The following is a 13,768-nucleotide window of genomic DNA, read 5'->3' as shown; positions in this document are numbered from 1 at the left end:
GCATGAGTCAATGGGAAGTTGTCATCGGTATCGAGACGCACGCACAACTGGCGACCGTTTCGAAAATTTTCTCGGGTGCCTCGACCGCCTTTGGTGCCGCACCGAACACTCAGGCCTGTGCCGTTGATCTGGCGCTGCCCGGCGTGCTGCCGGTGCTCAACCGCCAGGCCGTCGAATGCGCGATCCGCTTCGGCTTGGCCATCGGCGCCCACGTTGCCCCGAAGTCGGTGTTTGCGCGCAAGAACTACTTCTACCCCGACCTGCCCAAGGGCTACCAGATCAGCCAATTCGAACTGCCGGTGGTGCAGGGCGGCGCGATCACCGTCCAGGTGGGCAGCGGCGACAAGGCTTACGAAAAAACGGTCAACCTGACCCGCGCCCACCTCGAGGAGGATGCAGGCAAGTCGCTGCACGAGGATTTCCACGGCAAGTCGGGCATCGACCTCAATCGTGCCGGCACGCCGCTGCTCGAAATCGTCACCGAGCCCGACATGCGCTCGTCCGACGAGGCCGTCGCCTACGCCCGCGCATTGCATGCGCTGGTACGCTGGATCGGCATTTGCGACGGCAACATGCAGGAGGGCTCGTTCCGCTGCGACGCCAACGTGTCCGTGCGTCGCCCCGGTGCCCCCTTTGGTACGCGCCGCGAGATCAAGAACCTGAATTCCTTCCGTTTCCTCAAGGAGGCCATTGATTTCGAGGTGCAGTGGCAAATCAACGAGATCGAGGAAGGCCGCGCCATCCAGCAGGCGACCGTGTTGTTCGATCCGGACAGTGGTGAAACGCGGATGATGCGCAGCAAGGAAGACGCACACGACTACCGTTACTTCCCCGATCCGGACTTGCTGCCGCTGGTCATCTCCGATGACTGGGTCGCGCGGGTCAAGGGCGAATTGCCCGAACTGCCGGTACAGAAGCGCCAGCGTTTCATGGAGCAACTCGGCTTGTCCGCCTATGACGCGACGACGCTGACCGCCAGCCAGGAAATCGCCGATTTCTACGAGGCCACCGTTGGTGTTGCCGGTCAGGCCTCGGCCAAGCCGTGTGCCAACTGGGTCATGGTCGATCTTGCTGCCCGCCTGAACAAGGACGGCCTGGAGATCGCCCAGTCGCCGGTGTCATCGCAGCAACTGGGCGGCCTGGTGGCGCGCATCGCCGACAACACCATCTCCAACAACATCGCCAAGAAGGTTTTCGAGGCGCTGTGGAATGGCGAAGGCGCGAGTGCTGACGAGATCATCGACCAGCAGGGCCTGAAGCAGATCACCGACAGCGGTGCCATCGAGTCGCTGGTCGACGAGGTGCTGGCTGCCAATGCGGCCAATGTGGCCGAGTATCGCGCCGGCAAGGAAAAGGCGTTCAACGCGCTGGTCGGTCAGGTGATGAAGGCGGCCAAGGGCAAAGCCAACCCGCAGCAGGTCAACGAACTGCTGAAGAAGAAGCTGGGGGCTTAACGTTCGGCGGGCTGGGCGCTTGAGCGCCCGGTCAGCTGGAAGTAACGCTGGCGGTCGCTGTCGTATTTGCTGCGGATGGCTTCCAGTTCCTTGCGCTTGACCTGGATCAGCTCCTGCTGCAGGCGGATTTCGTGGCCGACGGTGCGCAGCTTGGTGTCGAGTTCGGGCGGCATCGCCTTGCGTTTGTAGAACTCGGCTTCTTCGGCCAGCTTGCGTTGCGATTTCTGCAAGTCGGTGATCTTGGCCGTGGCCGTCTGGATGGTCAGCTGGACATCGCCTTCCGCTTTGCGCTGGGCCATGTCGATGTCTTCGGCCGTGGCATAGGTGGTCAGCAGCGCCTGGTCGATGCGCCGCTGTTCGAGGCGTTTTTCCTCTTCTTCTTTCTTGCGTTGCGCTTCGGCGGCAGCGGCCGCTTTCTGTTCCGGGGTCAGCGGTGCGGCGACGTCGCGGATCGGGTTGCCGGCCCGGTCGAAAACCCGGTAGGCCAGGCCGCGACATTGTTGCGGCAACATGTCGGCGCAGATGCGGCGACCGCTGGCGGGTTCGGTACAGCAGAACAATTCGCCTGCCGCCGCCCACACCGGAGCGGCCAGCAAGCTCAACAGGAGGGCGACGACGGCCCTAGACATCGACCCCGTAGCGTTCGCGGTAGGCGGCGACGGCAGCCCGGTGTCCGGCGAACTCGGCATGGTGTTCGAGGTAGGTCATCAGGTCGCGCAGGCCGGCGACGGCAACTACCGGGATGCCGTAGTCGCGCTGGACTTCCTGAACCGCAGACAACTCGCCCTGGCCGCGCTCCTGGCGGTCTAGGGCAATCAGGACGCCGGCCGGCGTGGCGCCGGCGGCACGGATCAGTTCGACCGATTCGCGCACCGAAGTGCCGGCCGAAATCACGTCGTCGACAATCAGCACGCGGCCGCTCAGCGGGGCGCCAACGATGGTGCCGCCCTCTCCATGATCCTTGGCTTCCTTGCGATTGAAGGCGAAAGGATAGTTGCTGCCTTCGGTGGCCAAGGCGATGGCGATTGCGGCGACCAGCGGAATGCCCTTGTAGGCCGGGCCAAACAGCATGTCGAAGTCGACGCTGCCAGCCTTGGCGGCTTTCGCGTAGAATCCGGCGAGACGCCCGAGGGACGCGCCATCGTTGAACAGGCCGGCATTGAAGAAGTAGGGCGACAGCCGCCCGGCCTTGGTCTTGAATTCGCCGAAACGCAGCACCTCGCATTTCAGGGCGAACTCGATGAAATCCTGACGAAAATCCATAAATCTCCAGTTCCAGTCTGGAAAACGACCGGTATTAATGCAATGTTACGCATCATCTCCCTGAACCTCAATGGCATCCGCTCGGCCTGGAGCAAAAACCTGCTGCCCTGGCTGCAACAGCAGCAGGCCGACATCGTCTGTCTGCAGGAACTGAAAGCCCAGGCGGCTGATCTGATTGCCGAGATGCGGGCGCCTGATGGCATGCACGCTGCGTATCACCATGCCGAGAAAAAAGGCTACAGCGGTGTTGGCGTCTGGAGTCGGTCGGCGCCGGTGAGTGTGATCGAGGGGTTCGATGGCGGCGAATTCGACGCCGAAGGCCGTTATCTGCGCGCCGATTTCGGCAATCTGTCGGTGATCTCGCTTTATCTGCCGTCCGGTTCTTCCTCGCCGGAGCGCCAGGAAGCCAAGTTTCGCTTTCTCGATGTCTTCCTGCCCAAGATGCAGGCGTTGCGCGCCGAAGGCCGGGAAATCGTGCTGTGTGGCGACTGGAATATCGCGCACAAGGAAATCGATCTGAAAAACTGGAAGTCGAATCAGAAAAACTCGGGTTTCCTGCCGGAAGAGCGCGCCTGGCTGACCCGGGTGTTCGACGAGCTGGGCTGGGTCGACGTCTATCGCCAGCTTCATCCCGAAGCGACCGCCGAGGCCTACACCTGGTGGAGCAATCGCGGGCAGGCCTGGGCGAACAACGTCGGTTGGCGCATCGATTACCAGATCGCCACCCCCGGGGTGGCGGCGACGGCCAGGCAGGCGTCGATCTACAAGGACAGCCGCTTTTCCGACCATGCCCCGCTGATCATCGACTACGACTATCTTCTGGCGACCAATGCGAATTGATTTACGCTGCCGGAAGGGCTAACCTGTAATCCCTGAACAACCGCTCGCAGACGAGGTTACAAAATGTCAGAACAAATGACCGCCGCCAACAAGGACAAGCTGGTTTCCGACCTGAAGGTCGTGATTGCCGATACCGAAGAACTGCTGCGTGCCACCACCGGTGTGGCCGGCGAAAAGGTCGGCGAACTGCGCGAACGCCTGACGGTACGCTTGCGCGATGCCAAGGAACGCATCGTCGATCTCGAACATGTCGTTATCGACAAGACCAAGGCTGCCGCCCGTGCCACCGACGATTTCGTCCATGACGAGCCGTGGAAGGCCGTCGGCGTTGCCGCCATCGTCGGTGTCGCCCTGGGTGTGCTGATCGGCCGCCGCTAAGCGGATGTCGGCCCAGTTGCCGCCCGAAGACGCCGGGCGCCCGGGACTCTTCGCCGCGCTGAAGAACATTTTCGCGACGCTCCTGTCGATCGGCAGGACGCGGGCGGAATTGCTCGCCGTCGAGATCGAGGAAGAGAAATATCGCCTGATCGCGATGTGGGCCAAGGCCATCGGCGCGGCATTCCTGATCGCGCTCGGGGTTATCATGGCCGTGTTCAGCCTGGCGCTGGCCTTCTGGGAACAGCGGGTAGTGGTTTTCGGCCTGTTCGCTGCGCTGTTCTTCGTCGGCGCCGCCGTGCTGGTGCTGTCGCTACGGCAGCAGGCCAAGGCACCGAGCCGACTGTTCCGTAGCAGTCTGGCCGAACTGGACGCCGACATCGCGCAATTGCGCGGCAGTGCGCGCGAATGAACGAAAAACTGCTCGAACTTGCCGCCCGGCGCGGTGCACTAGGCGTTCGCATCGCTGGCCAGCGGCAGACGCTGGCGCGCGAGGCCGAGGCCTTGGGCGGCGTTTTCTCCGCCGGTGACGCCGTCTTGCGCGGCGTCGACTGGCTCAAGCAGCATCCGCTGGCGGTTGGCGCCGCCGTTGCCGGCGCTGTCGTTGTGCGTCCCCGGCGGGCCTTGCGTTGGGCCCAGCGCGGTTTCTTCGTCTGGCGTGGCTGGCGGGCGATGCGCAACACCCTGTCGCGCCTCTAGCATGGATCGCCTGGTCTTGCCCCTGCCCGGCTGGTGGCGGCAGTTGCTGTCGTCGCAGCGGCGCGAAGTGCAGCGGGTGATCGGCGAGGTGATGGCCACGCGCGGCATGATGCCGCTGCTGATGAAAGCCCGTAACGGCGGGCAGTGGACCATCGAAGAGCGGCGCGAGCTGCTGATCCATCTACGTCGGATCGCCCATCTTTCTCCCTACCTGATCGTCCTGCTGCTACCCGGTTCGATACTGATCCTGCCGGCCTACGCCTGGTGGCTGGATCGCCGCCGCCTCAGGCGACTGGACTAGTCCGTTCGCCATTCTCGCGCCACGGCGCGACCTTGAACAGCAGCAGCATGCCCGGTACGGCGAGGAAAAAGCACAGCCAGAAGAACTGCGTCCAGCCCATGGCCTCGACCAGCCAGCCGGCGGTGGCGTTGATGAAGGTGCGTGGCACCGCCATCAGGCTGGTGAATAGTGCCAGCTGCGTGGCCGTGTAGGCCGGGTGTGTGGTCCGCGCCATGAAGGCGACGAAGGCCGTGGTGCCCAGGCCGGCGCCGACGGCTTCGCCGGCGATGACGATGGCCAGCGTCGCCAGACGGAGTGGTGTCGATTCGCCGGGACCGATCCAGGCCATCCAGACGAAGCCGAGGATGGTCACAATCTGGGCGACGCCAAAGAGCCATAAGGCCCGGTTGATGCCGAGCTTGAGCATCCAGATGCCGCCGAGGATGCCGCCGATGACCATCGGCCACAGGCCGGCATTCTTGGCGATGATGCCGATCTCGGTCTTGCTGTAGCCCATGTCCAGGTAGAACGGGGTGGCCAGCGCGGTGCACAGCGAATCGCCGAGCTTGTAGAAGAACAGGAAGGCCAGAACCAGCAGCGCCGATTGCACGCCGTGGCGGCCGAAGAATTCGCGGAAGGGTTCGACCACGGCATCGCGCAGCGTGCGCGGGCTGCCCGTTGCGGCCAGCGGTTCCTTGACCAGCAGCGTCATCGCCAGGCCGGGAATCATGAAGGCAGCGGTGATGACGAAAACCTGGTTCCACGGCAGGTGGTCGGCCAGGATCAGCGACAGCGAGCCGGGGACCAGGCCGGCGATGCGGTAGGCATTGACGTGGATGGCGTTGCCCAGACCGAGCTCGTGGTCGGGCAGGATTTCACGGCGGAAGGCGTCGAGGGCGATGTCCTGGGTGGCCGACAGGAAGGCGAGCAGGGCGGTCAGGCCGACAACCAGCGACAGGTGATCGATCGGCGACAACTGGCCGAGCCAGCCGATGGCGGCGACCAGGCCGATCTGCGAGACGAACATCCAGCTACGTCGGCGACCGAGCCAGGGCAGGATGCCGTAGCGGTCGAGCAGCGGCGCCCACAGGAATTTCCAGGTGTAGGGGAACTGGATCAGCGCGAAGGCGCCGATGGCGCGCAGCGACAGGCCTTCGGTCTTGAGCCAGGCCGGCACCAGATTGAGCAGCAGGTAGAGCGGTAATCCCGAGGCGAAACCGGTGAAGATGCAGATCAGCATCCGCCGGTTCCACATCGCGTTCAGCCAGGCGGGCATCAGCGCGGACGGGTCAGGCGGTAAACGGCCAGGCTGCCGAGGAAATTCAGGTCGCGCGGCGACTCGGCCTGGATGATTTCACCGGCTTCGTCGAGCACGCGGCGTTCGACGATGGTCAGTCCCATCTGCGCGCACAGGGCTTCGAAATCGAGCAGCGTGAAGAAGCGGACGTTGGGCGAGTCGTACCACTGGTAGGGCAGGTCTTCCGACACCGGCATGCGGCCGTCGAGGACCGAGCGCAGGTTCTGCCAGTAGGCGAAATTGGGGAAGGAAACGACCGCTTCGCGACCGACGCGCAGCATCTCGCGCAGGATGCCTTCAGTGTGGCGCACCGTCTGCAGGGTGCGCGACAGCACCACGTGGTCGAAGGCGTCGTCAGCGAAGTCCTTGAGGCCGTTTTCCAGGTTGCTCTGGATCACGTTGATGCCGTTGCGCAGGGCGGCCAGCACGTTGGCGTCCTCGATATCGACACCCCAGCCCTGGACATTGCGGGTTTCGATCAGGTGCTTGAGCAGCGCGCCGTCGCCGCAACCGAGGTCGAGCACGCGATGTCCCGGCTCGACCCAGCCGGCGATGACGTCGAAATCGGGGCGTCCGAGCGTATTGGTCATAAGGCGATGTTCCCCAGGAAGGCGGCAACCAGGCCGTGGTATTGCGGGTCTTCCATCAGGAAGGAGTCGTGGCCGAAGTTGAGGTCGATTTCGGCGTAGGAGACCTTGCGTCCGTTGGCCAGCAGCGCGGCGACGATTTCCCGCGAGCGCGCCGGCGAGAAGCGCCAGTCGGTGGTGAACGAGGCGACGAAGAAATTGGTGTCGGGATGCGTGCGGGCCATGGTCCTGACCAGATCGCCGTCGTCGAGGCGTGCCGGGTCGAAGTAATCGAGGGCCTTGGTCATCAGCAGGTAGGTGTTGGCGTCGAAATAGCCGGCGAACTTGTCGCCCTGATAGCGCAGGTAGGATTCGACCTCGAACTCGACGTCGTAATCGAAGGCGAACGAGCTGTTGCGCAGCTCGCGACCGAATTTCTCGCCCATCTGATCGTCGGACAGGTAGGTGATGTGGCCGAGCATGCGGGCCAGGCGCAGGCCGCGGACGGGGCGCGTGCCGTGTTCGTAGTAATGACCGCCGTGGAAATCCGGATCGGTCAAGATGGCCTGGCGGGCGACGTCGTTGAAGGCGATGTTCTGCGCCGTGAGCTTGGGTGCGGAAGCGATGATCAGCGCGTTACGCACCCGCTCCGGGTAGGAAATGCTCCAGCGCAGCGCCTGCATGCCGCCCAGGCTGCCGCCCATGACCGCGGCCCAACTATCGATGCCGAACTTGTCGGCCAGGCGGGCCTGGGCATTGACCCAGTCGCTGACGGCGATGATCGGGAAATCGGCGCCCCAGGGTTTGCCGGTGGTCGGGTTGATCGACGACGGGCCGGTCGAACCGTGGCAGCCGCCGGGATTGTTCAGGCCGACGATGAAGAACTTGTCGGTGTCGAGCGGCCGCCCCGGGCCGATGATGTTGTCCCACCAGCCGACATTGTCCGGTGCATCGGCGTAATGTCCGGCCAGGTGATGGTGGCCGGACAGTGCATGGCAGACCAGAATGGCGTTGGAGCGGGCGGCGTTGAGCGTACCGTAGGTTTCGACGGCCAGGTCGTAGGCCGGCAGGATGCCGCCGCTACGCAGATGGAGCGGTTCGCTGAAGTGGATGCGTTGTGATTCGACGACGCCAATACCCGGCATGATGATTCCAGAAACAAAAAACCCAGTTGGCCAAAACGCGAACTGGGGGCCCCGCTTTAGCGGCATTTCTAAGGCGCCCGCAATCTGAGATAAATCGGCGCCGCCGGAGGTTTCCGACGGCCTTGAAGATACCCAGCGGTCGTTGAAAAGTCAATTCGTGACATCAGCCTGCGAATGTAAATGGGACTTTGGTACTATTCGGGCTAGTCAAACGAACAATATCAAGGGGCAGGCATGCTCGAACAGCGACGACATCAACGCATCCGCTTCGGGGTCCCGCCTCGGGCGAAGGTGGGCTTTGGTGGCAAGATCGGAGAAGCTTGCATCGAAAACCTGTCGATGTCCGGCCTGATGATGCACTGCGACATCCCGCTCGAAATCGGACAATCCGCTGGTTGTGAGTTCTCGCTGTTCGGCTCGCCGGTGATGGATGTCTCGGTGACCGTGGTCAGTCGCCTCGGTGATCTCTACGGCGCCCGCTTCCAGGCCGGCCTGATCAATCAGGTGGTGATCGAGGATGCGATCCGTGGTGCGCTGGCATCGGGAAAGGCTTCCATCCTGTCGGTGCACGAAGTGGGTGGGCGCAAGATCATGCGCATTGCCGGCGGTCTCAACGGCTCTTTGCGCAATGATTTCATGCACGCGTTGACCCGTGTCGGAGTCGACGAAATCGACCTGGCCGGCGTCACCCAGGTCGAACAGGCCGGCCTGGCCTTGTGCGTGGTGGCGACAGAGCGTCATGGCGCGGTACTCGGTGAGCAGTCGGTGTGTTTTGCCGAGGCCTGGAAGTTTGCCTTGACGCTGCCGGGTCATCCAGCTGTCTGACAAGAGCATTGCCTTGTCATCACGCATTGCGCCGCTAATTCTGTCGCTTCTGGTAACTGGCGCCTCAGCCAGCGATGAACTTTTCTTTGCCGACTTGCCCGTTGTCGCTTCGGTCAGCCGCCTGCCTCAACGCCTGGCCGATGCTCCCGCATCGGTGACGGTGATTGATCGTGAAATGATTCGAGCCTCGGGTGTTCGTTCATTGAACGACATCTTCCGTCTGGTGCCGGGCTTCCAGACCTTCGCTCACAGCGATACGGCGGCCAGGGTCAATTATCACGGGATTACGGACGACAACGATTTTTCGCCACGGGTTCAGGTGCTGATCGATGGTCGTTCGCTGCATTCACCCTTGTTCCGCAATGGCATGAATTGGGCATTGGTGCCGGTGGCACTGGAGGATATCGAACGAATCGAGGTGGTTCGTGGCTCCAATTCAGTGTCTTACGGCACCAACGCCTTTCTCGGCGTGGTCAATATCATCACCATCGATCCCTCGCTGGTACAGGGAAGCTCGCTCTCGGCGAGCAGCGGCAGCCAGGGCGTACGCGACTACACCTTGCGTACCGGCGGGCGCATTGGCGATAACGGCAGTTATCGCCTGACCTACCAGGAGACCAAGGACGAGGGCCTCGATGACGATTACGACTGGCGTGACAGTTACCGGAATCGTCGCCTTGATCTACGCGTCAACTACGCTGCGAGCATCAGCGACAGCCTTGAACTGCATCTTGGCCGGGTTGACGGCGAATTCACCCGCGGGCGACTGGATACCGTGACCCCGCCGGTGGTCGATACAAGAAACCCGTTCCGTGCGCTCGATGAGTCGTCGCTCTGGATACAGACGCGCTGGTTACGGACGCTCGAAGATGGTGCGGACTTTTCGTTGCGTTACACCTTCAGCGAAGACCGGGGCGATGACAGCTACACTCATCCGAGCCGCCCGCCGGGTTACAACGAAGTCAATGAATCCGGCGATTGGGGGCGGCGCCACGAAATCGAGGCAATGCACAACTTTTCGCCGATCGACAAAGTTCGCCTGGTTTGGGGGGCTAGCTGGCGCCACGATGCCGTCAGTTCAAAAACCATGCTTCACGATCGCGGAACGGAGACGCGTCAGGTATGGCGGGCCTTTGCCAACAGCGAGTGGAAGCCTTCGTCCTGGGTGACTGCCAATCTTGGGGCATCCAGTGAGTACGATACCCTGGCGGGTAACCACCTGTCGCCGCGTGCCAGCCTAGCGTTTCATTTCAATACGGAGAACACGGTCCGGGTCGGCTATGCTCAGGCTTGGCGGACTTCCAGTATTTTTGCCTATCGGGCCAATTACCTGAGCGGGCCAGCTGCCAATCAGGTCATCCGGATCGGCAATCCGCAATTGCCGGCCGAAAGGCTGGACAGCTGGGAGCTAGCCTACCTCGGTGACTGGCGCGACTGGCGGATGAGTCTGGATGTGCGCCATTTTCGGGAGAGGGTCAGTGATCGTTTGATGATCGTTCGCACAGGCGCTTCCCCGATACCGGATTCCGAGCAGTCGATTCAGGACATCACCATGCGTGGTTACGAGGTTCAATTCAAGTGGCAACCACTGGAAATGACTCGTGTATTGCTCAATCACTACAGTATTAGGATTGATAGTCGGTTTTCCGAGAATGGCCAGCGGATTTTGGAGACGCCTGGCAGCAATATAGGTGCTAGCCCTGATAGATACGTTCGTTTGGCAGATGAGTCGGCGCCCCGTCGTAGTTCGTCCGTGCTTCTGATGCAGAAATTGCCGCTTGGTTTCGACCTGTCGCTGGCGCGTTACTGGGTGGGCGGCATGCGCTGGACGCGTAATACCTCAGTCGACAAATATGCGCGGACTGATGCCCGCCTGGCCCATACCTTCAAGCTTGGGGGAAAACGGGGTGAGATTGCCTATACGGTCCAGTCGCTGGATGGGGCGCACGTCGAACAGAGAAAGGCTGGGTCGCAGCCAAATCAGCGAACCGTCGATCGGCGCCACTGGGTCTCCTTGAGCGTGGATTTCTAAGGTCGGCCTCAGCCGCGACTGCCGCGCATGACCACGCCTTCAAACCAGGCGTCAAAGGGCTCGCGGGGGGCTACAGCCTTGCCGCGCGCATAGGCGATCCCCAATCTGTGCAGATGCTCCAGCAAGGGGGTGTCGTCGACCGCTTCGGCAATCGGGAAAATCTGCTGCTCGCCGGTGATTTCGAGGATGGCCCGCAGCAGCGCAGTCGAGGTCATGCCGTCGCCGATATCGCGGGTCAGGCTCTGGCTCAGGCGGACATGGCTGGGCGCTACGGTCCGCAGTTGGGTGAATGAGGAAATCGCGCCGCCAAATTCAGTCAGGACGATCTGGCAACCCAGTTCGCGCATGCGACGGGAAAACTCGATCAGCTGACTGGTCTGGTGGGTGCTGACATCCTCGGAGAACATCAGACACAGCCCTTCTCCCTGAATGGCGTGTTCGGCAAGGCGTGCCGCAATGTAGTCGCCGGTTTCTGGGGTGCTGATGGACGCACGGGAAAGTGGAACCATGCAGGTCATCGGCATGTGTTGCTTGTTGGCACGTGCCAGGGCACGGATCGCGGTGTCCAGGAAATGCTGGTCGAAGCTGCTCGACATGTCGTAACGTTCAGCGGCGTCGATCAGAGCACTGAGGGCGACCGGTGCCTGACCGGGTTCGTTGAGGCGGGCGCTCAATTCGGCCATTGGCCCGCCGGGAACACCTGGCTGCAGGGCGCGGAGCGGAATGGCTTCGATCATCAGGCGGCCTTCCGAGAGGGCATTGGCCAGGCGTCCCGCCCAGTTGCCGCGATCGCGCCGGCGTTCGGTCTGGGTAGCCGGTGCCATTTCGCAAACCTGATTGCGTCCGAGTTCCTTGGCGCGCAGACAGGCTGCATCGCTGAGTGCGAATATTTCCTGGATCTCGCGCACATCTCGACTTACCGGGGTCAGACCGATACTGGCGCCGATGGCGAAAATCCGGTCCTGCCAGACGAAACGGTACTCCGCCGACAGGGCACAGATATCCTGCGCAACCTGGCGGGCCTTGATCAGGCCGCAATTGGCCAGCATGATGCCGAATTCGTCACCGCCCAGGCGCGCCAGGGTGTCTTCTTCGCGCAGTCGCCCCTGAAGGAGCAGGGCGATCTGGCGCAGGAGTTCGTCGCCAGCCAGGTGGCCGCAGGCGTCGTTGACCGCCTTGAAACGGTCGAGGTCGATGAACAGGACGCTGAATTCGTCGCCGCCGGCATGGACGTTGGCCAGTGCCTTGTCGAGCCGGAGTTCGAATTCGCGGCGGTTGACCAGTCCGGTCAAGGCGTCGTGACGGGCCTGGAAGACCAACTGTGCCGTGGCTTCCTCGATCCGCGATTGCATCGACTGGTGAGCGCCCTCGATGTGGCTGGCCATGTCGTTGAAACCGTCCTCAAGGATGCGCAGTTCGCCGCTCGATGAGGCCGGAATACGGGTGCCGAAATGGCCTGCCGACATCTGCCTGACGGCGGCAGTCAGACGCTGCAGGGGTTTGGCCAATTGGTCGGCCATGGCAATGGCTAGCGCACCCATCAGGCCCAGACCGGTCAGGACGGCGATCAGGCCTTGCAGGATCAGGTCGCGCTGACGCTCGATCAGGTCCAGCTTGTCGAGTTCGATGAAGACATGACCGATGGTTTCCTGCGGGTTTTCGTCGAGCCCGGCAATATCGAACAGCGGATCGCTGTCGCTTTGCGTGCGGATGACAGGGGCACCAAAGGCGATCCAGGTTTCGGTTTCGGCGACCAGGGCCGGCTTGTCGAGGTGCTGGCGGATGATTTCGGCGGGCAGCGAGACGCGACCGCTGACTGCCAGTGTGCGCCCCTTCGGGTTGACGATGATGGCGGCCTTGACGCCAGGTTCCTGCATGGCAGCCTGGACCAGGCCGTAAATGCCGTCCATCTGCCCGGCAATGATGCCGTACTCGCTGACCGGCGCGAGGTAACGGACGGTGGCCAGGCCTTTGCCGCGCAACTGGTCTTCGATGGCGTTGATGCCGGTCATCGAGAAATAGAGCACGAGCAGCGTGGTGATCAGGGCGCTGGGTAGCAGCGTGAGGATCAGTAGTCGCTGGCGTAATGTCAGGTTGTTCATTCTTCAGTCCCGCTGGTGAGCAGTTTCTGCAAGAGATCGGTTTCGTCCGGCAGGCGCAGGCCAAAGGCATCGGCGACGCTCTGGTTGATGGTCAGCGAATATTCGGAAGGTGGTCGCGGCGGCGGCAGGCGGTTGCCATGAACCGAAATCAGTGCACCGGCCTGTCGGCCGATCTGGGCTGGCGTCGAATACAGTGCAGCGAGCGCTCCTGCCTTGGCCAGGGAGGCGGAGAAGCCGATGACCGGCCGCTGGAAGCGGTAGGCAGTGATCAACAAGGGGCGGATACTACTGCGTGAGTAGATCAGTGCATCGGGGACGGCCAGCAGGACTTCGCTGCGGGCGAGCAGGTTTTCGAGCGTGGGCAGTATTTGTTGTTCGTTGCTTGCCTGCTCGCTGTGCAACTGCATGCGCTGAAGGGTCAGTGCCGAGCGGAACGATGCGATCTGCGGTGCCGATTGATCGCTGACCAGCAAGCCGACGCGGCGCACTTCCGGGAATAGCAAGCGTAGCAACCGTGCCTGTCGTTTGGCCGGCTGATCCAGGTAGATAGCCGAAACCAGGGGCGGTGCACGCGCTTCGACAAGCGCCGCCTGGTAACTGTATTCGGGCAACAGGGTGGCCAGGATCGGTGTTTTCGGATTGGCTGCGAGGGCGGTACGCAGGGCACCGCTGCCGGCGGTGACGATGAGGTCCACCGGTTGCCGGTCGGCTGGTCGGAGATTGTTATCGGTGTAGGCAATTTTCCAGCCGGCCTGCAGGTTTTTTTGCAGGCTGCTGGCGAATTCTCGGTACGGCGCGCTGTCATCGGCCAGGATGAGCGCAATTTCGCCTGCCCAGGCTTTTGCATGGAATAGGAAAAACAGCAGGAGGAGCAGTGCTGGCCGCGACAT

At 62.4% G+C, this 13,768-nt stretch carries 15 protein-coding genes; 8 read left to right on the top strand and 7 right to left on the bottom strand.

All coding sequences use genetic code 11. The annotated features are described in order from the left end of the window. Positions 1-2 precede the first annotated feature (2 nt). Entirely contained in the window at positions 3-1,454 is a 1,452-nt protein-coding gene (gene gatB / locus AADV58_RS00935) for an Asp-tRNA(Asn)/Glu-tRNA(Gln) amidotransferase subunit GatB (protein ID WP_341743820.1), read from the top strand. Here the strand turns inward: gatB and AADV58_RS00930 are convergent. After that, a complete protein-coding gene (locus tag AADV58_RS00930) occupies positions 1,451-2,083 on the bottom strand; it encodes a hypothetical protein (RefSeq protein ID WP_281985540.1) in 633 nt (210 codons plus the stop codon). The genes gatB and AADV58_RS00930 overlap by 4 nt on opposite strands. Continuing rightward, on the bottom strand, positions 2,076-2,717 hold the full coding sequence (pyrE, locus tag AADV58_RS00925; RefSeq protein ID WP_028994042.1) for an orotate phosphoribosyltransferase: 642 nt from the start codon (positions 2,715-2,717) through the stop codon (positions 2,076-2,078). Before pyrE ends, AADV58_RS00930 begins: the two co-directional genes overlap by 8 nt. A 42-nt stretch (positions 2,718-2,759) precedes the next feature. Here pyrE and AADV58_RS00920 point away from each other — a divergent pair, with 42 nt between their 5' ends. The 5 genes from AADV58_RS00920 (at position 2,760) to AADV58_RS00900 (ending at position 4,932) form a co-directional block, all read left to right on the top strand. Then, positions 2,760-3,557 carry an exodeoxyribonuclease III gene (locus AADV58_RS00920; RefSeq protein ID WP_028994043.1) on the top strand — a complete coding sequence of 266 codons (798 nt, stop codon included), beginning with the start codon at positions 2,760-2,762 and terminating at the stop codon, positions 3,555-3,557. Between the two features lie 63 nt (positions 3,558-3,620). After that, positions 3,621-3,935, top strand: coding sequence for a DUF883 family protein (locus AADV58_RS00915; protein ID WP_028994044.1), 315 nt, complete (start codon positions 3,621-3,623; stop codon positions 3,933-3,935). 4 nt (positions 3,936-3,939) lie between these two features. Next, on the top strand, positions 3,940-4,344 hold the full coding sequence (locus tag AADV58_RS00910; protein WP_341743819.1) for a phage holin family protein: 405 nt from the start codon (positions 3,940-3,942) through the stop codon (positions 4,342-4,344). After that, positions 4,341-4,631: a YqjK family protein gene (locus AADV58_RS00905; RefSeq protein WP_341743818.1), complete on the top strand. Its 291-nt coding sequence runs from the start codon at positions 4,341-4,343 to the stop codon at positions 4,629-4,631. The genes AADV58_RS00910 and AADV58_RS00905 overlap by 4 nt, the downstream gene beginning before the upstream one ends. A 1-nt stretch (position 4,632) precedes the next feature. Then, positions 4,633-4,932 (top strand): hypothetical protein, encoded by a 300-nt coding sequence (locus AADV58_RS00900; protein WP_341743817.1) that lies wholly within the window; start codon positions 4,633-4,635, stop codon positions 4,930-4,932. Here AADV58_RS00900 and AADV58_RS00895 read toward each other — a convergent pair. From AADV58_RS00895 to metX, 3 genes are read right to left on the bottom strand one after another with little or no spacing between them, the layout of a single operon-like run. Beyond that, positions 4,916-6,187, bottom strand: coding sequence for an AmpG family muropeptide MFS transporter (locus AADV58_RS00895; protein ID WP_341743816.1), 1,272 nt, complete (start codon positions 6,185-6,187; stop codon positions 4,916-4,918). The two genes, AADV58_RS00900 and AADV58_RS00895, sit on opposite strands and share 17 nt — an antisense overlap. After that, positions 6,187-6,798, bottom strand: a complete 612-nt coding sequence (metW, locus tag AADV58_RS00890) for a methionine biosynthesis protein MetW (RefSeq protein ID WP_341743815.1) — start codon at positions 6,796-6,798, stop codon at positions 6,187-6,189. Before metW ends, AADV58_RS00895 begins: the two co-directional genes overlap by 1 nt. Then, on the bottom strand, positions 6,795-7,925 hold the full coding sequence (gene metX, locus AADV58_RS00885; protein ID WP_341744520.1) for a homoserine O-succinyltransferase MetX: 1,131 nt from the start codon (positions 7,923-7,925) through the stop codon (positions 6,795-6,797). The genes metW and metX overlap by 4 nt, the downstream gene beginning before the upstream one ends. A gap of 228 nt (positions 7,926-8,153) precedes the next feature. Between metX and AADV58_RS00880 the strand changes: the two genes are divergently transcribed. After that, positions 8,154-8,744 (top strand): PilZ domain-containing protein, encoded by a 591-nt coding sequence (locus AADV58_RS00880; RefSeq protein ID WP_028994050.1) that lies wholly within the window; start codon positions 8,154-8,156, stop codon positions 8,742-8,744. Between the two features lie 13 nt (positions 8,745-8,757). Beyond that, positions 8,758-10,776, top strand: a complete 2,019-nt coding sequence (locus tag AADV58_RS00875) for a TonB-dependent receptor plug domain-containing protein (protein WP_341743814.1) — start codon at positions 8,758-8,760, stop codon at positions 10,774-10,776. Positions 10,777-10,784: 8 nt separating this feature from the next. Here the strand turns inward: AADV58_RS00875 and AADV58_RS00870 are convergent, their stop codons facing one another. Next, the gene (locus AADV58_RS00870) at positions 10,785-12,878 is read right to left on the bottom strand and encodes a diguanylate cyclase domain-containing protein (protein ID WP_341743813.1); all 2,094 of its coding nucleotides are present in this window, start codon (positions 12,876-12,878) and stop codon (positions 10,785-10,787) included. Further along, on the bottom strand, positions 12,875-13,768 hold the full coding sequence (locus AADV58_RS00865; protein WP_341743812.1) for an ABC transporter substrate-binding protein: 894 nt from the start codon (positions 13,766-13,768) through the stop codon (positions 12,875-12,877). Before AADV58_RS00865 ends, AADV58_RS00870 begins: the two co-directional genes overlap by 4 nt.

The organism is Azonexus hydrophilus (assembly GCF_038368255.1).
GTDB classification, from domain to species: Bacteria; Pseudomonadota; Gammaproteobacteria; order Burkholderiales; family Rhodocyclaceae; genus Azonexus; species Azonexus hydrophilus.
Note: the sequence above shows the minus strand (reverse complement) of the source record. Positions and strands in the feature narration are given on the sequence as shown.

Bases quoted from the DNA above. Each gene is read 5' to 3' on its own strand.
- gatB (WP_341743820.1), top strand. From the start codon at position 3: ATGAGTCAATGGGAAGTTGTCATCGGTATCGAGACGCACGCACAACTG.
- AADV58_RS00930 (WP_281985540.1), bottom strand. From the start codon at position 2,083: ATGTCTAGGGCCGTCGTCGCCCTCCTGTTGAGCTTGCTGGCCGCTCCG.
- pyrE (WP_028994042.1), bottom strand. From the start codon at position 2,717: ATGGATTTTCGTCAGGATTTCATCGAGTTCGCCCTGAAATGCGAGGTG.
- AADV58_RS00920 (WP_028994043.1), top strand. From the start codon at position 2,760: ATGTTACGCATCATCTCCCTGAACCTCAATGGCATCCGCTCGGCCTGG.
- AADV58_RS00915 (WP_028994044.1), top strand. From the start codon at position 3,621: ATGTCAGAACAAATGACCGCCGCCAACAAGGACAAGCTGGTTTCCGAC.
- AADV58_RS00910 (WP_341743819.1), top strand. From the start codon at position 3,940: ATGTCGGCCCAGTTGCCGCCCGAAGACGCCGGGCGCCCGGGACTCTTC.
- AADV58_RS00905 (WP_341743818.1), top strand. From the start codon at position 4,341: ATGAACGAAAAACTGCTCGAACTTGCCGCCCGGCGCGGTGCACTAGGC.
- AADV58_RS00900 (WP_341743817.1), top strand. From the start codon at position 4,633: ATGGATCGCCTGGTCTTGCCCCTGCCCGGCTGGTGGCGGCAGTTGCTG.
- AADV58_RS00895 (WP_341743816.1), bottom strand. From the start codon at position 6,187: ATGCCCGCCTGGCTGAACGCGATGTGGAACCGGCGGATGCTGATCTGC.
- metW (WP_341743815.1), bottom strand. From the start codon at position 6,798: ATGACCAATACGCTCGGACGCCCCGATTTCGACGTCATCGCCGGCTGG.
- AADV58_RS00880 (WP_028994050.1), top strand. From the start codon at position 8,154: ATGCTCGAACAGCGACGACATCAACGCATCCGCTTCGGGGTCCCGCCT.
- AADV58_RS00870 (WP_341743813.1), bottom strand. From the start codon at position 12,878: ATGAACAACCTGACATTACGCCAGCGACTACTGATCCTCACGCTGCTA.
- AADV58_RS00865 (WP_341743812.1), bottom strand. From the start codon at position 13,768: ATGTCGCGGCCAGCACTGCTCCTCCTGCTGTTTTTCCTATTCCATGCA.